We start from the raw sequence: 19,750 nt of genomic DNA on the forward strand, positions 1-19,750 counted from the left end.
CGGTACGGAGCCGGCGCCCCCGTGCTCCACCGGTTCGCGCGACGGCCCGGGTGGCTCCGGTTCCGTCGGCGGTCCGCCCGGACAGACGCGGACCGCCGGGTCGGGTGTCGTGCCGTGCAGCCGATGAGGCCTCCGGTCCCGTCCTCCTGGACGTCTGGATCAGCGCAGGCCGGCGAAGAGATCGTTCTCGGGTACGGTCGCGCCGGTGGTGTCCTGGACACGGAGGAAGGTCTCGACGCCCATCAACTCGCCGAACCGCTCCTTGCCCATCTTGAGGAAGATGATGTTCTCGCCCTGGCTGGCGTGCGCGGCCAGGGCGTCGAACTTCTGGCCGCTGAACGCGGTGGTGTCCACCCACGTGGTGATCTCGTCGTCGGGGAGGCCGATCTCGGCCATCGCGGCGGCCTCGGCGGGATCCGGCTCCGGCATGTCCTCGTGGAACTCGCCCATGATCTCGCCGAAGCGCTGCATCATCGAGCGCGGCATGGTCGTCCAGTACACCTTGGGCGTCAGCGACGTCATCTCCAGGGCGGCCATGGTGATGCGGTGGGCCTGGATGTGGTCGGGGTGGCCGTAGAAGCCGTTCTCGTCGTAGGTGACGACCACGTCGGGCCGGTAGTGCCGCATGATTTCGGCCAACCGGGTGGCGCCTTCCTCCACGGGGGTCTGCCAGAACGATCCCGGGGCGTCGTTGCTCGGCCAGCCGATCATCCCGGAGTCGGCATAGTCGAGCATCTCCAGGTCGCTGATCTTCAGGGCCTCACAGCTGGCCTCGAGCTCCCGACGGCGCATCGTGGCGACGGCGGCCGGGTCGTGCCCGGCTTCGCCCGGCTTCACACCTCCCGGCCCGTCGCCGCAACCGCCGTCGGTACAGGTCACGAGAACCGTGCGGATGCCCTCCGCCGCGTACCGTGCGAGGACTCCACCGGTCCCGGTGGCCTCGTCGTCGGGGTGGGCGTGCACTGCCATGAGGGTCAAAGGCCGGTCAGTCATGAGTAGGTCCTCCTGCATCAATGTGCCTTGGTACGAGTACGCGGGCGGGTGTTCCGCGATCCCGGGGCCCGGATCTGCGACTCCGGTACCCCGGTCGGTGCAACATCGCAGGCCGGACCGGCTGTTCCCGGTGGGACGGCTGGTTCTGCGCCGGGCCGTTCTTCTTCACCTTCACAGGTCCGGACCGGTCGCCACCGGCACCGCGACCGCGGATGCCGACGGGGCCGGCTTCGGCCCGGTCCTGATGAGCGGCGACTGCCGGGTACATGTGGGCGAGCATGGTGAGGGCGCTGCGGGCGACACCGCCCGGCTCGTCCCGCCGGACGCCACACCGCGGAGGGAGCCGTGAGCGGCCGGGGACACCGGGTGAGCACAGGACGTCCGGGCACGGATCGTGTCGATGACGATCGGCCTGCGCCTGCGTGAGGTCATACAGGGTCCGGCAGGCTCATGAGCGCCAGCTCGGCCGGATCGATCACTGCGGTGATCTCGGTGATGCGGCCATCGGCGACGGTGAAGGTGAGGACCGAAAGAGGGGTGCCCTGCTCGCTCCAGGAGATGACGCCGGGGCGACCGTCGACCGTCGCCGCATGTCCGCGCGCCGCGCTTGCGGCGACCCGCGCGCGAGTGGCGACCTCGGTGGCTCCGAGCGTGACGAAGCGACCGTCCGGAGCATGGACGGTCAACCTCACCTCGGGGTGGAGCACCTGCAGCAGCCGTTCGAACCGGCCCTCGCCGGCAGCGGCCAGGAAGGCTTGGACCACCTCGCGTTGCTGTTGTCGCACGCCGGCCGTCGGCTGCTGCGCTGTCCGCACCTTCCTGCGGGCGCGGCTGGTGAGCATCCTGGTCGCGTCCGCGGACTTGCCGATGATCTCGGCTATCTCCCCATGGGGAACGGCGAACACGTCGTGCAGCACGAACGCCAGCCGTTCGTCGGGGCGCAGCGTGTCAAGGACCGTGAGGAGGGCGAGGCCGACGGAGTCCCCGAGTGCCACGAGGTCTTCCGGCCCCGGAGCTTCGTCGAGCGTCACGGTGGACTCCGGCAACCCGTCGTCCAGGGGGACGTGCGGCCTGGTCCGGCCCGACCTCAGGACGTCGAGGCTGATGCGGCCGACCACCGTGGTCAGCCAGCCGCCGAGGTTGTCGATGGCCCCGGTGTCCTGGCGGGAGAGACGCAGCCACGCCTCCTGGACCACGTCCTCGGCGTCGGCGTGCGAACCGAGCACCCGGTAGGCGACTCCTCGGAGCCGACCACGGTGGGACTCGAAGGCAGCGACGACCGGATCCGTGGGGTGTGCCTGGGCCATGGTGTTCGCCTTCCTCGAAACTGTTCCGTCAGAGGGGTGACGGGCTCCGGCCCCGGAACGTAACTCCGATCAAGGAGCGCACCTTCCTCAGGGAGAACCGACTCGAGAACCGGAAAGCGAACAGCGCCGCTGTGCGGACCGCGATACCAGTACCTCCACAGGGCGCTCGCCGCCGAACGCGTGGACCCGAAGCTCCTCGCGCTGGTACACCTGCGCGAGCAGCCGGATCAACAGCTGCCGTGGGGTGCTACAGGTCGAACTCCAGGTGCTCGATGTTCGTGAAGCGGACTTCTTCCAGGGAGCCTGCACGGCGGCCGCCGTCCTGGAAGTAGGTCTCCCTGAGGGCCTCGGCGGTGATCTCCCTCAAGCGGTCGTCCCCGGCGCCCTGGGCCTGGGCCTCGAAGAGGCGGGCGGCGTGCTGCGGAGGCAGGGCGACGGTCAGGTGCCGGATCCGGTCCTCGTCCGTCGACCCGATCGGGGCGACGTAGCCGAGCCGCGCCCTGGTGTCGATGACGATGCCGCCCGTGGTCACGGCCTTCTCCTTGGCCCTCGCCCGGATCTGCGGCTGCCAACGCGCCTTCACCTCGCGCTCCAGACGTGCCGCGAGGTCCGGGCGGGGGGTCCTGATCTGGTCCTTCACATACCGTTCCACGGTGCGCCGGGACACGCGCAGCATCTGGGCGACGGCCCGTGTGCCCTTGTACTGCTTCACGAGGTACCGCATCTGCGCGCCGGCCGACTTCGGCACCGGGCGGGTGAACGCCTTCTGCACCGCCTGGTCCAGGCCGTCCCCGATCGTGCTCATCGCCCGCCTACTCCCCGTTGTCCTGGTCGGTCACACTGCCGTCCTTGATGTACCGGGCGAGGTTGAGCTCCGGTGCCTCGAACCGTTCCCGCACACCCTCGCCCCACAGGACGGTCTGGGTGCCCTCGTGCTTCACCAAACCCGGGTTCACCCCGAGTTTGAAGCCGCCTGGCAGCGGCTTGCCCTCCCGGTACGGGAGGAAGTCCAGCGGGCTGCCGCCGTCGTCCGCGTACACGACGCAGTCGGAGAGCACCGCGACCGGATACCGGCCGGTGAACGCCGCGTGCTTCACGATCTTCCGGTGCAGGTTGATCCGGGTACGGGAGATGACCGCGGCACGGATGTCCGGCCGCCAGGTGGGACGGGACAGGGCGCGCCACGGCTCGCCGGGCCGCCAGCCCTCGCCCCGTGGCCGTTCGCGCAGCTTGCCCAGCCCGCCTTTCACGGTGGCCTTGACGGCCGACACCACGATCGCCAGCTCCGGGTCACGGCTGCGGTAGCCGTCCATCGCAGTCAGGAACTCCTCCGGCGACAGCTCGGTGCCGACACCGAGATCGGCCATCGTGGCGAGGTAGGCATCGCGCAGCCGGTTGTACCAGCCGTCCAGGTAGCGGCCGTTCTCGTACCGGACGTACGCCTCCGACGGGCGTACCTCGTAGCCCAGCTCCTGGGCGTAGGCGACGGTCGGCGTCGCGTACCAGGCGGGCCCTTCGGGACGGTCGCCCTTCGGCGTGAACGGGCTGGGAAGCAGATCCCCCTCCAGCTCCGTCCACCTGTCCTTGCCGAGCCTCACCCGGGACAGGTCGACGTGCGCGAGGTCCACCAGCCAGCTTCCCGGAAGCTTGGGGTCGAAGGCCGGGTTCCGGACGTGTGTGGGCGCTCCGAGACCGACGGCAAGGCCGTTCGCTCCGGCGGCGAAGGCCATGTTCACGTCGATGCCGACGAGGTGACGGCGCATGCATTCGGCGTCCGTGAGCGGGCGGGCCCAGTCGTAGGCCTCCTCGAACAGCTTCTCCGCCGGGCCGCGGACGTGGAAGCGCGGCAGGGAGCGGAGCAGCGGGTGGCCGTCCGGGGCTTCGCACGGCGCGCAGTCCACCGGCTCCCTCCCCAGCGAACCAGGGTTGCGCTCGGAGTGCCGTGTGCCGTCGGAGTCCGGCTCGGAAGCCCGTGTCGCCGGGTGCAGCGTGGTCATCAGCTCCAGGCCGGTCACCGCCGTCGAGCCGCGCGGCGTCATCACCCGGGACGCGTACGTGCCCAGGAGGCGGGCGAGTTCCGCCGGGGGGAGCTGCCCCGCGCCACCCCAGTGGCGGGCGTCCAGGGCGTTCCAGGACGGGATGCACAGTTGGACGCAGGCCCGCACCGAGCCCTGTGCCGGGCGGTAGATCCGCGCCCACGGACCGAACCCGCGCTTCGTCAGCCGCCACTCCGCGCGGGCCAGCTGCTCGAGTACCGTGTGGCCCTCAGGCAGCCGTCCGGTGATCCGCTCCTCGTCCGTGAGCGTGGTGGGCAGACCGAAGCGTTCGCAGGCCGCCCCGGTGAGGACGATCAGAGGGTCGGCGTCCTTGCCCGGCCCGGACATCTTCGGCTGCCCGAGCTTCGCCTCGCGCAGGGTCCACTCCACCAGAGCCGCGATCGACGTCGCCGGCACGTCCAGGACCAGGCCGCCGACGCAGTACGCCACCGCCTGTTCGTCCTCGACGTCGACGACTGCGAGCGGCCCGTTCTCGAACCGCGGATCGGTGTCCGGTGGGGCGGCAGCCGGAGCCGCGTTCCTCGCGCCGGGACGCCGCGACCTGGGAGCCGGCCCGGTCCCGTCGCTGGCCGGAGTGTCCTGGCGCGGCTGCTGGTCCGAGGCGGGTGCCGGAGCGGACTCCGCTGCTGTGCCGGTGAAGGCGGGTGGGGCCACCGGTGCGTTCGCGGCAAGCACGTCTCCTTCCGGGGGCCTCGATTCCACGTCCGGGGACCCGGCGCCGGGAGCCGGGGCGGGAAACCGTGCGGCGAGGCCTTCGAGCAGCCGTGCGTACGCGGAACGTTTCGGTGACCGCGGCTCGGTCCGCCCCGTCTCCCAGTTCCCCACCGCCTCCCGGCGCGCGTCCAGCGCACTCGCGATCTGAGCCTGGCTCAGGCCTGCCGCCTCCCGCAGACGCCTACGCTCCGCAGGGGCCGGAAGCTCATCCTGAGCGACCTGCTCCAGCAGCGCGTCGACCGCACTGAACAGTTCGTTCTCCGTGGACACCGAGGACACCTCCGCCAGGTAGCCTACGCCGACCACCCTCCGTTTCGCGCACCGAATCGCTCATGAATCGCACATGGAACGCAGTCGAAGGCCGGGTCGTCGCCGGCGCCCGATGCCGTGTACCAGTTCCGGCATGTCCGACTGCAGGAACATCTTGCTCGCGCCTACTCGGAGAAGGGGGACGAGGGGTGCGGTAGTGCGGGGACGACCGCCTGTACGCCCGATCGAAGGGTGTTCTGCTCTGGCGACCGTGTTCGGAAGTCGTCGTCCACGCAAGCTGTGACCTGCTGACGGGAGGTGTGGTGTGTGGCTCTTCTGCCGGGCGGCCTTCAGTTGATGATCTCGGCGCGGTCGTCCAGCCGGATCGCGTCCAGCCGGTCTCGCCACACCTGGAGTGCTTCGGGCGTCTGTCGCGTCCAGTCCGTGACCTCACCGGTGATCCGGAGCGCTTCCCTGCTGCGATAGGAGCGGGTGGGATTGCCGGGGAACTTCTTGTCGGTGACGTTGGGATCGTTCTCGAACGCCCCGGTCGGTTCGACGACGTACACGCGCGGGGTCCCGTCGCCGGCGGCGAGCTCGGCGGCGAGTCCCGCCCCGTCGCGCAACGCGGTGAAGTAGATGTGGTTCATCACGATCTCGGGCCGGTAGTTGGACCGGAACCCTGCGGTGAGGTGATCGCCGACCTGCAGCTCGACCTTTGTGCCGTGAAAGAACGGCCCCTCGTCCAGCACCTTGTCCATCGGCACAGGCTATCAAGCCACGCTCTCGCGACGGCGTGATCCGGGACGCTCGGACGCCGTGACCGGAGCGGCCCGATCAAGATCATCTAGCCTGGCCGGGGGGTGTGGACAGCCCTGGGCGATCCAGCCGGAACTCGGCGTACGTCCGGGGCGTGGGAACGGTGAGCAGGTACTGCCGGCTGCGCCCGGCGCCTGCGGGCGGGGTCTCGGCAGGCCTCGTGTCACTTCGGGACGAGCACGATCCAGATCTGGCCGGTCGCGAACGTCATCGCCTTGCCGTCGTCGGTGGTGAAGCCGGTCGCCGAGCCGGCGGTGCTCCGTTCCCACGTCACGTCGTACGCCCTGCCTCCGCGCAGGACGGCTGCCGGGCCGGACCCCACTGTCGAGCTGAACGGGGAGGTGTTTCCTCCTCGGTCGTGGAAGCGTGTATCCCGCACGTCCACTTCCTGCAGGATCACTGTGGCCGCTGCGAGCTGGTCGCCGGAGGACGTACGGGCCGGGGCGCCGTCCATGCCCACCAGCCACTTGTCCTTGTCCGCGGACCAGGTGAAGGTGAACCGTGCCGACGGGTAGGACGCCGTGCGCCGGCTTGCGGGGGTGCCGCCCGGGGGCGCCGCAGCGAAGCGGAGGCCCAGGCCCTCGGCCGCGTTCACCCCGGTCGCGGGGTGCGGAATCTTCTCTGGACGCAGGTACAGGTTGTGCGGTGCGGAGCGGTCCCCGCTGCGGAAATAGGCACGTGGTGCCTTCGACGGCGGCAGGGCCTCCAGAGGGGCGGTGTCGATCGACGGCCGGAGGGCGGACTGGGCGCCCGAGTACGCGAGCGTGGGCTTGTCGAACTGTCGGAGGAGCTCCAGATCCGTCTCGCGGGCGCTGCGTACGGGGCCGATGACGGACGGCACCTGGGAGGAGTACGCGGCGAGGATGCGGCTGAGTCCTGCCTCCACCTGCTCCACGTAGACGATGTCGGCCTTCTCGAGTCCGGTCGGAGGACGGGCCGCGGCCACATTGTCGATCTTCACCGCGAGGACGTCGGCGCGGGACGTGGACGCGCTCGTGGGACGTGTCTCCCCCATGCCCGTGCTGTCGCAGGCCGCGGTGAGGACGAGCGTGAGCACGGCCAGTGCGGCGGTGGCCGATCTCTTCGTGCCGGAGGTGGACATGGCTGCCGCCCTTTCCGGGCCGGTTCGGTGGAACGGCCCCGGCTCATCCCTGCTGCGGTGATGACTCTCGCGTCGATCATCACGTACAGGACCGGGTGGAGCGCCTCAGGCGCGGCGTCGCCGCAGTTGGAGTCGTCCGAGGATGTCTCGTCCGGTGCGGCCCGGCGAGTGCCCGTGTCGCCAGGACGTGGCTGACCATACCGTGATGCCCCGTCCGGGCGGAGTGTCTTGCCGCGGTCCAGGCCCGGTCGCTCTCCCACCCGTGTCCGGTGTGCTGCACGACGCTCAGCACACCGAACCGGTCTTGCGCGGGCAGACGGCCTTCAGGACCTCGGCCGGGGTTCGTACGCCGGCTGCTTCAGTTGTGAAGGCCGTCCCACTGGTAGTACGTCTCTGCGACCTGTCCGTCATCTGTGGCGTAGATCGCGTCCTTCACGTCACTCGTCCGCACCAGGGACTCGTTGCCGCCGCCGAGCATGCCCTGCAGCCGGAACAAGTTGGCTGTGTAGTACCACCGCTGGCCGTCAGCAGAGCTGTTGCAGCTGCTCGTCCAGACGGCGTTGACGTCGGTCTTGTTGTCGGTCATCAGGCAGAGCCCGGTTTCGCGGTTCTTGAGCTGCTTCCAGGAGCCGCTTCCGACCCAGTCCCAGTCCTGGCGGTCGGCACCGTTGCACACCGTGCCGAAGGCTGTGCCGCTGTCACCGCCCGTCAGACACGTGCCGAACCTGAAGTTGTGAAAGGTCCAGTAGGTGGTCGCTGCCTGCGCACCGGTCGGCATCACGATGCCGGTGCCGACGGCGAAGGCGATGGCGAGGGCGGCAGCCCCACGGCGAACGTTCTTCACAAGGTCCTCTTCCATGCTGCATCGGAGTCCGACAGGGGACAGCGCCCACCGTGACGTCTCTCGGCAACGGCAATCGATCAGCAACTGATCACGGAGACCACGGGCAGGCGAACAGATGCACGCACGCCGAGGGTTGCCACCGTGTCAGGGCTCACGAGGTTCTCCCGTCGGCGGCCCGTGTCGAGAGCCCTTGTGGGGGTCCGTTCTGGCGCGGGCGGTGCGCGGTCTGCGGGCGGGATGCCTTCCCGCAGGACGGCTCGGCTGAGGGGAGTTGCGATGAGCGTGGGCCGGGCGGGTTTGGCGCGCCGCCAGGCGGACGATCCGCCGCAACGGAATGAGCGCTCATCAAAGCAGGCAAAGCCTTCGACGACACCCGGGACGACGGGCCGCAACACGGCTGGCCCGGTCGGCTTGTGCACACCGGGCTCGGTGTGGTGGCCTGCGGCCCCGACCACGCCGAGGGCCGAAGCCGTCAGCACCAAGCCGAGGTGCGCCCCCTCCGTGGCTGCTTTCGTGCAGCCCTCCGGTCCTCTTCCCAGAGACCCGCGCCGGCACGTCCGGTGTTTCTCGGCGCACGCGTGGGGCTCAGTGCCGACGCTGCGGGTGACCGTGTGCGCCGCATACGCCGCGGCGGGGAATCCGCCCTCGGCGGTGCACTGCACACCGTCTTCGTCAGGCACTGATGAGGAGCAGAGTTGCACGCCGACAGAGCGGCTGATCCGGCGGCGGCGGTCAGGCCCTGGCGGAGCCTTGGTACAGGGTCAGCCGGCTCCGTGGACGCAGTGGGTGGAGTCGGCCGGTGGCAGCCACGTGGCGGGGTCCTTGTCGGACTTGGACCGGTTGCTCTTCGCGGTGACTGCCACCAGGGACCGCTCGGCGCCGAGGCCGAGTGCGTTGAAGACGAGGTCCGGGGCGGCGATCAGGCAGGGCGGCACCGTCTCGTCGACGGTGCCGCCAGGATCAGAATCCGCCGGCGGAGTTGCACTTGGCCTTCTGGTTGATGCAGTCCTTCACGCGGTGCCCGAGACCGGCGTTGTCCCAGGCGTTGAAGAAGTCGCCGTGGATGGACGATGCCATGCCCGAGGCCAGCCGGAATCCCGCCGTGCTGCCGCTGGTCGGATAGCTGACGACGAAGGAGAGGTTGGGGATGGCGACAGGGTAGGCGCCGCTGCACTTGCCGTCGTAGGTGGTCGTCACGTGCGACTTGTGGTCGGGACTGTCGAGGTTCTTGCCGTCCCAGCAGTCGGGGAAGACAAGTTGGTGGGTGAGGTGGGCCTGCGGTGCGCAGCGAGGCCAGTTGCCGTCGGCGCTGCGGCCGATCTCACCGCCCTGGCCGGCGCACCAGTACTGGCCCGGTGAGCCCGCTGGAGTGGGTGTCTGGGTCTTGGCGTTGCCCGCGATCATGCGGAACCCTTGCGGGAAGGGCACGGTCGCCGAGGGGTCGATGAGCCGGGAACCGTAGTAGACGATCATGCTTTCGGCTTCGACGGCCTTGTCGCCCTCGTAGAGGGTCGGGATCCAGTAGGCCGAGAGGTCGTTGGCGGGGGTGCAACTGGTGGGTGTGTTGGTGAGCAGTGACTGAGGTGTGGAGAACGCGTCGGTGCTCTTGTTGCCGAAGAAGCTGTGCATGTGGGACGCACCCGGAAGACCCGGCAGGACGATGGGGTCGTCCGGCTTGGAGTGGCTGTAGGAGCAGGTGGCGTTGAACTCCGGGACCCGGACGATGCCGGCAGGTACGGCGGCGGGCGTCATCGCACGGAACTGTGCCAGCTGGGCGTCCCACTTGGCTCGGTCCACGGGGACCCATCCGGCTGCCGGGCTGTCGCCCGCGCCGACGAAGGAGAACCAGTTGATGTTGACGAAGTCACCCGCGTCTGCGCTGCGGAGCACGGTGAACACCGTCTGCGGACCGGTGGGATGGGTGGTGACGTCGGTGGTCTGGGTCGTCCAGGTCTGCCAACCGCCGGTCGGGGAGACCGATATGACGGCGAGCAGGGGGCCGGTCAGGCTGCCGGTGCGGAATTCCACGGTGCCTGAGCCGACGGCGGACGCGATCCGGGCGGACACTGTCAGTCGGCCGGCTGTGCCGAGATCGACGTTGTCGAAGCGCATCCAGTCGCCGTTGGCGAGGTAGGCGACGTTCTGCCCGCCCCCGATGTCCCCGGTTGCCTCGGACGCGACGCCCGACTGGGCCGCGTAGGACTCGGCCTGGACGGTGACCGTCGCGGCCTGGGCCTGCTGGGTGGATACGGTCAGGCTCAGGGCGGCGGCCAGTACGACCGCCAGCGTGCTGGCTAAGAGTGTGTACAGATGGACGGAGTATCTGCGCATTTCACTTCCTTACGGGCCTCAGGGATGACGGGTCTGCTTGCCGAAGCGGAGCGAGGGGAGGGCGGATGACGGGCAGCGCGGTGTGTCCGCAGGGGGCCGGGTGTCCAGTGCCGCCCACGGGATGTGGGCGCAATTGCCGCCCGGGGCCTTCGCGGTCGCCGGGCGGCTCTGGGGATCACTGGTAGACGCGCACGTGGTCGACGAGCATCTTGGCGGGGAAGGGGGTGCTGGCGTCCGTCGGGCCGGGCCAGTCACCTCCGACTGCCAGGTTGAGGATCAGGTAGTGGGGGTGGTCGAAGATCCACGGGCCGCGTGTCTGCTCCACCTGCTCCTTGTCGAGGGTCAGAACGGTCCTGCCGTCCAGGCTGTAGGTGATGCCCTTGCTGTTCCAGTCGGCGACCCAGGTGTGGAAGTCGTCGGAGAAGTCGGCGTTCCCGGGCAGTGTGTACGGCGCGCCGATTCCACCCCCGCCGTTGTAGGCGGGCGCGTGGACGGTCGAGTACGCGGTCTTCACGTCCTTGCCGAGGATTTCCATGATGTCGACCTCGCCGTTGTACGGCCACGGCCGGCCCGTCAGGAAGTCGCCGCCCATCATCCAGAAGGCGGGCCACAGACCGTTGCCCTTGGGCACCTTGATGCGCGCTTCGACGCGCCCGTAGGTGAACTGGAAGGTCGCGCCGGTGTTCATCCGCGCCGAGGTGTACTGACACGTGGTGCTGCCGCTCAGCGGGTCACGCGGGCACGACGAGCCGGCCGTGACCTCCTTGCGTGCTTCCATGACCAGGTGGCCCGCTCCGTCCAGCGCGGCGTTGCGGTGGTCGGTGTAGTTCTCCAGCTCGTTGTTCGGCCCCGTGCCCGGGTCGGCCCTCCACTTCGCGGAGTCCGGTTTGCCGCCTGCGGCGCCGTCGAACTCGTCGCTCCACACCAGCCTCGGGGGGTTCGCGGGGTCACTGGGCAGAGGCGGAGCCTGGATCGGAGCGCCACCGGTGCCGTACACCTGGAACTCCCACAGCGAGTAGCCGTAAGGGGTGGCGCGCTGCGTCCCGTACATGCGCACATGGCGGCCGGTGCCGGAGACGGCCAGTGTCTGCTTGAAGCCGGTGCCGGAGGTCGTCGAATAGATCGGTGTCCAGTCGGCTCCGTTCGACGAGACCTGGATCTGGAAGGACTTGGCGTAGGCGGGATCCCACTGCAGGACTACCTTGTCGATCTGTGCCGTGGCCCCGAGGTCGATGGAGATCCAGCCTGGATCGGTCCATCCCGTGGTGGAGCTTGTGGCCCAGCGGGAGGCCGGATCCCGGTCGAAAGCCCTGGCCGGCGTGCACTCCCAGCAGTTCTGGTCACTCTGGGAAGAGGAAGCCGCGCCCGGCCTGCCGTAGGAGAGCAGTCTGGAGGCGTCACCGCCGGGAGCGCCACCGGTGCCGTACACCTGGAACTCCCACAGCGAGTAGCCGTAGGAGGTGGCGCGCTGCGTCCCGTACATGCGCACATAGCGGCCGGTACCGGAAACGGTCAGGTTCTGGGTGCCGCCCGTGCCCGCGGCCGTCTGGTGGAGGACGGTCCACCTCTCCGCGTCGCTCGATGCCTCGATCCTGAACGCCGTGCCGTAAGCGGCTTCCCAGTTGAGAACGACTCGACTGATCCCGGCACTCGCACCGAGATCGATCTGAATCCACTGCGGGTCGGCGAAGGCGCTGGACCAGCGCGTCCCGGGGTCGCCGTCGACGGCGCTACGAGCGCTGAAGTTTCCCTCGGTACTCGAGGAGGTGGCGGGCTTTCCCTGAGAGAGCAGTACCTCCGCTGCCTGCGCGTCAGGGACAGGCAGAGAGACGAGAGCGAGCAGTGCGGCCGCGAGGGCCAAAAATAAGCTGAAGCGACGCAGCGGCGCTTGCATGGGCGACTCCTCGTGTGGGGGAGGGGAGGTCAGGGAGCGCTCCCTGAGAGGGAGGATGGAGGGGCTGGTCAAGGCTGTCAAGAGCTCCTTCACCTCGAAAAAAACAGTGACGAAACACCTACGACACATGAAGGGAGCGGTCTCTCGTGGCTCACGGGGCACGCCGGAACAAGCGGCGGTGGCGCGGGAGGAGGCGCCTTTCCGGGCATGCTCATGTCGCCCCGGCCTGCGGATACGCTGCTCGCATCGCCATGACGACGAGCCGGAGGTTGCCCTGATGAGAAAACCCGCCTTGCGCACGGATCCGGGCGGCGGCACAGGGGACGGACAGGTATGAAACGCCCCACTCTCGATGTGGTGGCTGCTCGAGCAGGCGTGTCCAAATCGAGTGTCTCCCGGGTCATCAACGGCGAGACGACAGTGGCCCCGCGGATCCGAGACGTTGTCATGCGCGCCGTGAACGAGTTGGGCTACGTGCCCAACGGTGCGGCACGCAACCTCGTCACCCGCCGCACGGACACCGTCGCTGTGGTGGTGTCCGACCCGCCTCAAGGAGTCGTCTCCGACGACCCCCTCTTCTCCGCCGTGGTCCGCGCCGTCAGCAGAGAGCTCGAGACGGCGGGCAAACGGCTGGTGCTCATGCTCGCGGAATCGGACCGGAGCCGGACCAGAGTCGTGCAGTACATCGCGGGCGGCCATGTGGACGGTGTGCTCCTGGTCGCCTTGCACGGTACGGATCCGCTGCCGGCCGCACTGGCGCGGCAGGGCCTGCCCGTCGTGTCCTTCAACCGCACCTCCGCACAGGACGTCCCGTATGTCGCGCTGGACAACGCCGGCGGAGCGGCTCTGGCCGTGCGTCATCTCCTGGCACGTGGTCGGCGTCGGATCGCCACCATCACCGGGCCGCTCGAACTGTACGAGGCGCGTGAGCGCCTCGATGGGTACCGTCGGACGCTGCGTGACACCGGCCGTCGTTCCATCGTGGCCCTCGGCGACTTCACCAGAGCCTCCGGCGCCGAAGCCATGCGACAGCTCCTGGACGACGATCCCGACCTCGACGCGGTGTTCGCAGCCAACGACCTGATGGCCATCGGAGCCCTGCGCACCCTCCATCAGGCGGGCCGACGCGTCCCCGAAGACGTGGCGGTCATCGGCTTCGACGACATAGAAGCCGCGTCCTACACCAGTCCCGCGCTCACCTCGGTGCGCAGCCCGATGGCTGACCAGGCGACCGCCGCCGTCCACCTGCTCCTCGGCCTGATCGACGGAGGCCCCACCGGACCGGTGATCATGCCGAACGAGCTCGTCGTGCGCGAGTCGACCTGATCGCTCAGCAGTCTGCTTCACGGTGCGAGTGGAGTGCTGGCGCCGACAGCACTCCACTCGCACGCCGGAGTTGCTCGTCCGCCCGGTCACGGTCGGGTGGTGGTGGGTTCGGCGAGGTGGTCGTGACGATTGCTGTCGAGGTCGTCCTCCATGTCGGTGTCGACGTCGGGGAACGGGTGCCGTGGCGGGCAGGAAGCGGTCCTCGGCCGACGGGGGCGGCGCGTCCGGCGAGCCGGGGTCCTCGCACGCCGGTGAAGACGGGCGTGTCGGTGACGCTGGTGCCGGGCTCAGTCCGAGGGGGTGCGACTCAGGCCGATTCGCGGTGCTCGGATTGTTGCAGGGGTTCGCCTACGGCGCCGCACAGAGCGCTGAGGCCGGTGGCGAGGGCGTGCTGGGCGTCGGGACTCATACGGTCCACTGCCTGGCGCAGGACCTGTTCCCGGCGGGCCCGGATGCCGTGGAGGTGGGTCCTGCCAGCTTCCGTGATTTCCAGTTGCGTGGCCCGCCGGTCCTCGGTGTGGGGGATGCGGCGGAGGAAACCGGCGGCCTGGAGGCGGTCACACAGGCGAGTGACGGACGGCGCGGCTGCGGAGAGGTGACGGCCGAGCGCGCTCAGATTGATGCCGGGTTCGCGTTCGATGATGTACATCACACGAGTCTGGGCCGAGGAGAGCGGCGCGGTGCTGAGCATGCCGCGGTGGTGTTCCCACGCCAGTTCGAGGTGCTCCAGCACCTCGCTGATATCGGGTACGGCTCGGGAGGTGTGCTGGTCGTGAGAGGCGCGGGCCTCGCGCATGTGACACTCCCGAGTGGGCCGTTTGTGCCTGTTCCGGCTGGTCGATATGAGCAGTCGCATAGATGAAGATATGTGAAGGAAAGAGAGACCGGTACCGGTGGACAGACCCAGCGCGGTTGAGCGCGCCCTGCGCGAGGCCGCGCCCCACGAGATCTTCGACGTGCTTCGTTCCCTGATCGAGGACCGTTTCCGTGCCCGGGCGGTGGAACTGCTGATGGCCGACTACGCCATGACCAGGCTGCAGCCGGTCGGAGTGCTGCCTCACACCCTGAGGCCGTTGCCGGTCCATGAGAGCGCCGCGGGCCGCGCGTTCGGCGCCCAGGAGCCGCACTGCGTGTACGACGCCCCTGCATCCACGGTAGCGGTGCACCTTCCGGTCAGCGTCCGGGGGGACCGCCTCGGCGTGCTGAGCGTCACCGTGCCGCGAACCGGGGACAAGGTGGAGACCGACGTGGTGGCGGAACTCCAGTTGTGCGCGGACGCGCTGGCGCATGAAGTGGTCGTGGCGGAACGCGACACCGACGTGTTCCTCCAGGCCCGCCGGGCCGAGCGCCTGACCCTGGCCGCCGAGATGCAGTGGCAACTGCTGCCCGGACGCTCGTGCGCCCGCCCCGAGTACAGCCTCGGAGCCCAGCTGGAGCCCGCCTATGCCATCTTCGGTGACAGCTTCGACTGGTCCGCCTCGGCCGACGACCTGTACCTGACCGTGAGCAACGGCATGGGCGAGGGGATCGACGCCGCACTGCTGACCAACCTCGCCGTCAACGCCCTGCGCAACGCCCGCCGCGCCGGACTGAGTCTGAGCGACCAGGCCTACCTCGCCGACCAGGCCGTCCACGGGCAGCACGGGGGCGCCAAGTACCTTGCGACACTGCTGCTCCGATTCCACCTCCCCACCGGAGCGGTGGAGATCATCGACGCCGGCTCGCCGCGGATCTGGCGGCTGCGTGCGGGCACGGTCGAGATGATCGAACTGGAGGCTCAGAATCCTCTGGGGATGTTCGAGGACACGGCCTACGTCCCCCAGCCCTTCGCCGTCGAACCCGGCGATCGACTGTTCTTCATCAGCGACGGCGTCTACGATGCCCTGTCACCCGGCGGGGAGAAGTACAGTCTGCGCGCCCTGGCCAAGTCGATCACCAGCACACGGCTGCTCCCGGCCTCCCAGGTGCCCCGGGCGATGCTGCAGGAGCTCCTCGGACACCGCGGCTCCGGCCCTGCCGCCGACGACTCCCTGGTGATGTGCCTGGACTGGCACGGACGCCCTGCCGTCGAACAGGAGCGCATCCGCCTGTGATCGATCTGTGAAGGTTCCGGCCCCGCGACGTGTGCCTTGCGTGCAGCACACGCTGCCGGGCGCACGGTACGCGGGGGCGGGTTGCTATCGGAGGCCGCTCTGGAGGATATTTGCCGTGCGGCAAATAATTTTTCGTCGAGCAGGGGAAGTTGGTGCGGTTCGCCCAGGGCGGGCCCTCTTTATGGCCTCAACCAGGGAAACCACCGCTACCCGGACCAGTCTGTGGGGCATGGCCCCCTACCCCGTCATCGTGGCGGGCGCGGCCGGCACCGTGCTTGACCTGAACGGCGTGGCCGGTCATCTCCTGGGAGGTGCCGTGCCCGGGGCGAGCATGCGGGATGTGGCTCCGGGCTGGCTGGCCGACGCCCACCAGCGCGTGACGGCGGCACACAGCGGGTCCACCGAACGGGCCGAGGGGCATTCCGCCGTGCCGACGTCGGTGTCGGGGCGGATCGGAGCCCAGAGCTTCGAGGCACACGCCACGCCCACGCCGGACCGAAGTGTGGTGTGGTGGTTGGTCGACGACACCGACCGGCGACTCGCGGAACAGGCGCTCGACACGGAGCGTGAACGCACCAGGTTCCTTTCGGAGGCGTCCAATGTCCTGCTGTCCTCGTTGAACACCGACAGGTGCATGGCCGCGATTGCCCAACTTGCCGCCGAGTACCTCGCGGACGTCGCCATCGTCGTCGCCCCCGCGAAGAGCGGCAGACTGCCCGTCGCCCGAGCCCTCGCCGGGCAGGAGGCCGACCGGTCCCTGCTCGTCGCCGACCCGTCCGGCCTCCCCGGGCTGGCGGAAGCGCTGCAAGGGTTCCCGCCCGTACCGTCCCGCTGGATCGACCCCGCCGCTCTGCCCGCCTGGACCCTCCCGCAGGACTTCACCGATTCGGTCGATTCGGTCGTCGTCACCCCCCTGCCGGGCCACGGAGTTCCGGCAGGAGCGCTGATCCTGCTCCGCTGCAGCGGTCGCGCTCAGTTCAGTGAGAACGAAGAGGTCTTCGCCCGCCTGTTCGCCGCCCGGGCCGGCGCGGCGCTGTCCGCCGCCCGCCTCTACAGCGAACAGAGCGCCATAACCCAGACCCTGATGCGCGACCTGCTTCCGCCGACCCTGCAACGCCTGGAGGGAGTGGAGATCGCCGGCGGCTACCGGCCCGCCGGCGCCGCCGAACAGGTCGGGGGCGACTTCTACGACGTTCACCCCGGCGACACCGGGACGGACGCGTCTCTGGTGGTCCTCGGAGATGTGTGCGGCAAGGGACTCGAAGCCGCAGTCCTCACCGGCAAGATCCGCAACACCCTGCAGGCACTGCTGCCGATGGCCGACGACCACGAACGAGTACTGCGACTCCTCAACGGCGCACTGCTGAACTCCCACCACACCCGCTTCGCCACGCTCGTACTGGCCTCGGCGCAACGTGCGGGGAACCAGGTGCGGCTGCGCCTGACCTCGGCGGGCCACCCCTGCCCACTCGTGGTCCGAGCAGACGGAAGAATCGAAGAGGTTCCCACGTACGGCTCCCTGGTCGGCGTCCTTCCCACGATCGAGGCCCATTCCGTGGAGACCGTCCTGTGGCCGGGCGACACCTGCCTGCTCTACACCGACGGATTCACCGAAGCCCGCGGCGGCCCCATGGGCGACGAACTGTTCGGGGACGAACGCCTGCGCATGGCCCTGTCCGAGTGCGCCGACATGCCGGCCGAAGCCGTCGTCGACCGGATCCAGATGCTCGCCTCCCAGTGGGTGCGCAACGGCCCCCACGACGACATGGCCCTCATCGCCATCAGCGCACCCCACACCCACCACCTCAGCGCCGTGAACGGCCGTACGCGAGGCAGGTACACCGCATGAACACCGGAACCGCCGACGCCCTGGGCATGCGTGACCAGCTGTGGGAGGCGGTCACGTCCCGCGACGAGGGCCGCGCTGCCGGGGTCGTCTTCAGCGCTCTCGACAACGGCCTGGACGCGGAGACGGTCCTGTTGGATCTCATCGCCCCGGTTCAGGCGAAGGTGGGCACCGAATGGGCTGCCAACCGGCTCAGCGTCGCGCAGGAGCACGCGGCCAGTGCCATCACCGAGCGGGTCATCGCTGCGCTCGCCCACCACCCCGGCCATAGAACCCCCCTCACCCTCGGTCACATCACCGTGGCCTGCGTGGACCAGGAGTGGCACTCCCTGCCGGCCCGCCTGCTGGCCGAGGTTCTCACCCTGCGCGGCTGGCGGGTCGACTTCCTCGGCGCCCATGTCCCCACCCACCACCTCATCGCCCACCTCCACAACAGCGGTGCGGACGCGGTGGCCCTTTCCTCCTCCCTCCCCACCCGGCTGCCCACCGCCCACGCGGCGATCACCGCCTGTCAGGCCATCGGAGTCCCCGTACTTGCAGGCGGTGCCGCCTTCGGCCCCGACGGCCGATACGCCCGCCTCCTCGGTGCCAACGCCTGGGCCCCCGACGCGCGCACCGCGGTACGCCGGCTCGCCGACGGCATCCCCGCCCCCGACCTCGCGAGCGGGCACCAGCAGGCCGACGACCTTCCCCACCTGACCGACCAGGAGTACACGCTCGTCGCCCGCACCCAGTCCCAGCTGATCAAAACGATTCTCACCCAGCTCGAGAACCGCTTCCCCGCCATGGTGGCCTACACCGCCCACCAGCGTGAGCGCACCGCCGAGGACATCGCCCACATCGTCGAATTCCTCACCGTCGCCCTCTACACCGACGATGACGACCTGTTCACCACGTTCATCACCTGGACCGCGGACATTCTCACCGCACGCCACGTCCCCGGCCGGTCCCTGTACTCCGTCCTGGACATCCTGGCCACCGAACTCAAGGACTTCCCCCGCACCACACGACTGCTCGACCAGGCGCGCTTCGCGCTGGACCGTGCACCCGCCACCACCGGATCGCACCCCGGAGCGCCCGCATGACTTCGCATCCCTCCTCGTTCACCCTGACCGTCGAGACCTGCCGGGGCAGCGCATGCCTCCGTCTCGCCGGCGACCTGGACCACAGCACGGGCGACGCGCTGGTCGAGCGGGCAGCGCGCTGCCTCACCGAGCACCCCGGCGGCCTGTACGAGCTGCGCCTCGACTGCCGTGAACTCACCTTCTGCGACTCCGTCGGCGTCTCCTCCCTCCTGATGATCCATCGCAAGACCACCGCGCACTCCGTACGCCTCCACCTGGACAACCAGCCCCCGTTCCTCCATCGCATCCTCGCCATCACCGGACTCCAGCAGCTCTTCACCCAACCGCACACCACCCAGCAGGCCGAATGACGGTGCTGGCCTTGGACTAGGGCGAGAGGCCCGATTGTCGAAGCGACCTGCACGACCGAGGGCGCACGACCACGGGCGCACCCCCTCGGAGGACCACGGACGAGGCTGCGCGCAGGATCTGGAGCGGCCGGTGGGCAGGTGCTGGTAGTAGTCGGTCATGGCAGCAGACGTGTGGACTCCCGTGATTTCGATGGCCGGTGTGGCTGTGGGTGGTGCGTTGACGTATCTGACACAACGCACCACCCAGCGCACAGCCGACCTGGCTGAGCAACGGCGACGCGCCGCGGCGCTGACGGAGGAGCGACGTGCCGAACAGATCGCGACCTTGCTGGAGTTCATCCGGTGCGCGCTGGAGGCTGAGGGGGTGGCACATGCGCGGCCGTCACAGTGGGAGGTCGGCGACGACTGGTACGTGACGGCCAGGCCGGCGATGGACGGGCTGCGTATAGCCGAAAAGGGCGTCGAGCTCCTGTGCGCCCCCGGCATGCGCACACCGACGACCGCCTATGCCCGCGCGCTCAATCAGGCAGTCTGGCAGGAGCGTGGCGAAGAGAGCCTGGCCGAACGTCTGGAGCCGTTCAAAGCCGAGTATCTCGCCACTGCCCGCCGTAGCCTGACCTGACATCGCTGGCCACGGACACTCGGTGATGACTGCGATGTCATGGGGGAGTTACCCCGTGAAGGCCTGCCGGTGCGAGTGCCGTCCGTGGCCGCCCTTCGTGATGGCGGATGCGCAGGCC

16 protein-coding genes and 1 pseudogene are annotated in these 19,750 nt (G+C 69.3%); 6 read left to right on the forward strand and 11 right to left on the reverse strand.

The features are described 5' to 3' along the window. Positions 1-159: 159 nt before the first annotated feature. The 10 genes and pseudogenes from ACFC51_RS30510 to ACFC51_RS30555 form a co-directional block, all read right to left on the reverse strand. Positions 160-993: a PIG-L family deacetylase gene (locus tag ACFC51_RS30510; RefSeq protein WP_376531915.1), complete on the reverse strand. Its 834-nt coding sequence runs from the start codon at positions 991-993 to the stop codon at positions 160-162. 428 nt (positions 994-1,421) lie between these two features. Further along, a complete protein-coding gene (locus ACFC51_RS30515; RefSeq protein WP_376531916.1) occupies positions 1,422-2,300 on the reverse strand; it encodes a sigma-70 family RNA polymerase sigma factor in 879 nt (292 codons plus the stop codon). A 247-nt stretch (positions 2,301-2,547) separates the two neighbouring features. After that, entirely contained in the window at positions 2,548-3,105 is a 558-nt protein-coding gene (gene tpg / locus ACFC51_RS30520) for a telomere-protecting terminal protein Tpg (protein WP_376531918.1), read from the reverse strand. A gap of 7 nt (positions 3,106-3,112) precedes the next feature. Continuing rightward, complete coding sequence (gene tap / locus ACFC51_RS30525; protein WP_376531920.1) at positions 3,113-5,341, reverse strand: telomere-associated protein Tap; 2,229 nt, start codon at positions 5,339-5,341, stop codon at positions 3,113-3,115. 329 nt (positions 5,342-5,670) lie between these two features. After that, complete coding sequence (gene arr, locus ACFC51_RS30530; protein WP_376376734.1) at positions 5,671-6,081, reverse strand: NAD(+)--rifampin ADP-ribosyltransferase; 411 nt, start codon at positions 6,079-6,081, stop codon at positions 5,671-5,673. Positions 6,082-6,302: 221 nt separating this feature from the next. Then, complete coding sequence (locus tag ACFC51_RS30535) at positions 6,303-7,241, reverse strand: DUF3048 domain-containing protein (protein ID WP_376531922.1); 939 nt, start codon at positions 7,239-7,241, stop codon at positions 6,303-6,305. Between the two features lie 358 nt (positions 7,242-7,599). Next, complete coding sequence (locus tag ACFC51_RS30540) at positions 7,600-8,085, reverse strand: hypothetical protein (protein WP_376531924.1); 486 nt, start codon at positions 8,083-8,085, stop codon at positions 7,600-7,602. 767 nt (positions 8,086-8,852) lie between these two features. Continuing rightward, positions 8,853-8,969 (reverse strand): annotated as a pseudogene (locus tag ACFC51_RS30545) (HNH endonuclease); the annotation flags it as partial. 76 nt (positions 8,970-9,045) lie between these two features. Beyond that, complete coding sequence (locus ACFC51_RS30550; protein WP_376531926.1) at positions 9,046-10,416, reverse strand: DUF1996 domain-containing protein; 1,371 nt, start codon at positions 10,414-10,416, stop codon at positions 9,046-9,048. 175 nt (positions 10,417-10,591) lie between these two features. Further along, a complete protein-coding gene (locus ACFC51_RS30555) occupies positions 10,592-12,310 on the reverse strand; it encodes a discoidin domain-containing protein (protein WP_376531928.1) in 1,719 nt (572 codons plus the stop codon). 333 nt (positions 12,311-12,643) lie between these two features. Here ACFC51_RS30555 and ACFC51_RS30560 point away from each other — a divergent pair, with 333 nt between their 5' ends. Then, positions 12,644-13,636, forward strand: coding sequence for a LacI family DNA-binding transcriptional regulator (locus ACFC51_RS30560; RefSeq protein WP_376376743.1), 993 nt, complete (start codon positions 12,644-12,646; stop codon positions 13,634-13,636). A gap of 307 nt (positions 13,637-13,943) precedes the next feature. Here the strand turns inward: ACFC51_RS30560 and ACFC51_RS30565 are convergent, their stop codons facing one another. Beyond that, entirely contained in the window at positions 13,944-14,432 is a 489-nt protein-coding gene (locus ACFC51_RS30565; protein WP_376376745.1) for a MarR family winged helix-turn-helix transcriptional regulator, read from the reverse strand. A 97-nt stretch (positions 14,433-14,529) separates the two neighbouring features. Here ACFC51_RS30565 and ACFC51_RS30570 point away from each other — a divergent pair, with 97 nt between their 5' ends. The 5 genes from ACFC51_RS30570 (at position 14,530) to ACFC51_RS30590 (ending at position 19,632) form a co-directional block, all read left to right on the forward strand. Beyond that, positions 14,530-15,729 (forward strand): PP2C family protein-serine/threonine phosphatase, encoded by a 1,200-nt coding sequence (locus tag ACFC51_RS30570; RefSeq protein WP_376376747.1) that lies wholly within the window; start codon positions 14,530-14,532, stop codon positions 15,727-15,729. Positions 15,730-15,910: 181 nt separating this feature from the next. After that, complete coding sequence (locus ACFC51_RS30575) at positions 15,911-17,578, forward strand: PP2C family protein-serine/threonine phosphatase (RefSeq protein WP_376376749.1); 1,668 nt, start codon at positions 15,911-15,913, stop codon at positions 17,576-17,578. Further along, positions 17,575-18,660 carry a B12-binding domain-containing protein gene (locus tag ACFC51_RS30580; protein ID WP_376376751.1) on the forward strand — a complete coding sequence of 362 codons (1,086 nt, stop codon included), beginning with the start codon at positions 17,575-17,577 and terminating at the stop codon, positions 18,658-18,660. The genes ACFC51_RS30575 and ACFC51_RS30580 overlap by 4 nt, the downstream gene beginning before the upstream one ends. Further along, a complete protein-coding gene (locus ACFC51_RS30585; RefSeq protein ID WP_376376753.1) occupies positions 18,657-19,010 on the forward strand; it encodes an STAS domain-containing protein in 354 nt (117 codons plus the stop codon). The genes ACFC51_RS30580 and ACFC51_RS30585 overlap by 4 nt, the downstream gene beginning before the upstream one ends. Before the next feature lie 157 nt (positions 19,011-19,167). Further along, complete coding sequence (locus ACFC51_RS30590; protein ID WP_376376755.1) at positions 19,168-19,632, forward strand: hypothetical protein; 465 nt, start codon at positions 19,168-19,170, stop codon at positions 19,630-19,632. The last annotated feature ends 118 nt before the right edge of the window (positions 19,633-19,750 follow it).

Source organism: Streptomyces sp. NPDC055962 (assembly GCF_042270185.1).
GTDB lineage: Bacteria > Actinomycetota > Actinomycetes > Streptomycetales > Streptomycetaceae > Streptomyces.

Bases quoted from the DNA above. Each gene is read 5' to 3' on its own strand.
- ACFC51_RS30580 (WP_376376751.1), top strand. From the start codon at position 17,575: ATGAACACCGGAACCGCCGACGCCCTGGGCATGCGTGACCAGCTGTGG.
- ACFC51_RS30510 (WP_376531915.1), bottom strand. From the start codon at position 993: ATGACTGACCGGCCTTTGACCCTCATGGCAGTGCACGCCCACCCCGAC.
- ACFC51_RS30590 (WP_376376755.1), top strand. From the start codon at position 19,168: ATGGCAGCAGACGTGTGGACTCCCGTGATTTCGATGGCCGGTGTGGCT.
- ACFC51_RS30565 (WP_376376745.1), bottom strand. From the start codon at position 14,432: ATGCGCGAGGCCCGCGCCTCTCACGACCAGCACACCTCCCGAGCCGTA.
- ACFC51_RS30515 (WP_376531916.1), bottom strand. From the start codon at position 2,300: ATGGCCCAGGCACACCCCACGGATCCGGTCGTCGCTGCCTTCGAGTCC.
- tpg (WP_376531918.1), bottom strand. From the start codon at position 3,105: ATGAGCACGATCGGGGACGGCCTGGACCAGGCGGTGCAGAAGGCGTTC.
- ACFC51_RS30535 (WP_376531922.1), bottom strand. From the start codon at position 7,241: ATGTCCACCTCCGGCACGAAGAGATCGGCCACCGCCGCACTGGCCGTG.
- ACFC51_RS30585 (WP_376376753.1), top strand. From the start codon at position 18,657: ATGACTTCGCATCCCTCCTCGTTCACCCTGACCGTCGAGACCTGCCGG.
- ACFC51_RS30550 (WP_376531926.1), bottom strand. From the start codon at position 10,416: ATGCGCAGATACTCCGTCCATCTGTACACACTCTTAGCCAGCACGCTG.
- arr (WP_376376734.1), bottom strand. From the start codon at position 6,081: ATGGACAAGGTGCTGGACGAGGGGCCGTTCTTTCACGGCACAAAGGTC.
- ACFC51_RS30575 (WP_376376749.1), top strand. From the start codon at position 15,911: ATGGCCTCAACCAGGGAAACCACCGCTACCCGGACCAGTCTGTGGGGC.
- ACFC51_RS30555 (WP_376531928.1), bottom strand. From the start codon at position 12,310: ATGCAAGCGCCGCTGCGTCGCTTCAGCTTATTTTTGGCCCTCGCGGCC.
- ACFC51_RS30560 (WP_376376743.1), top strand. From the start codon at position 12,644: ATGAAACGCCCCACTCTCGATGTGGTGGCTGCTCGAGCAGGCGTGTCC.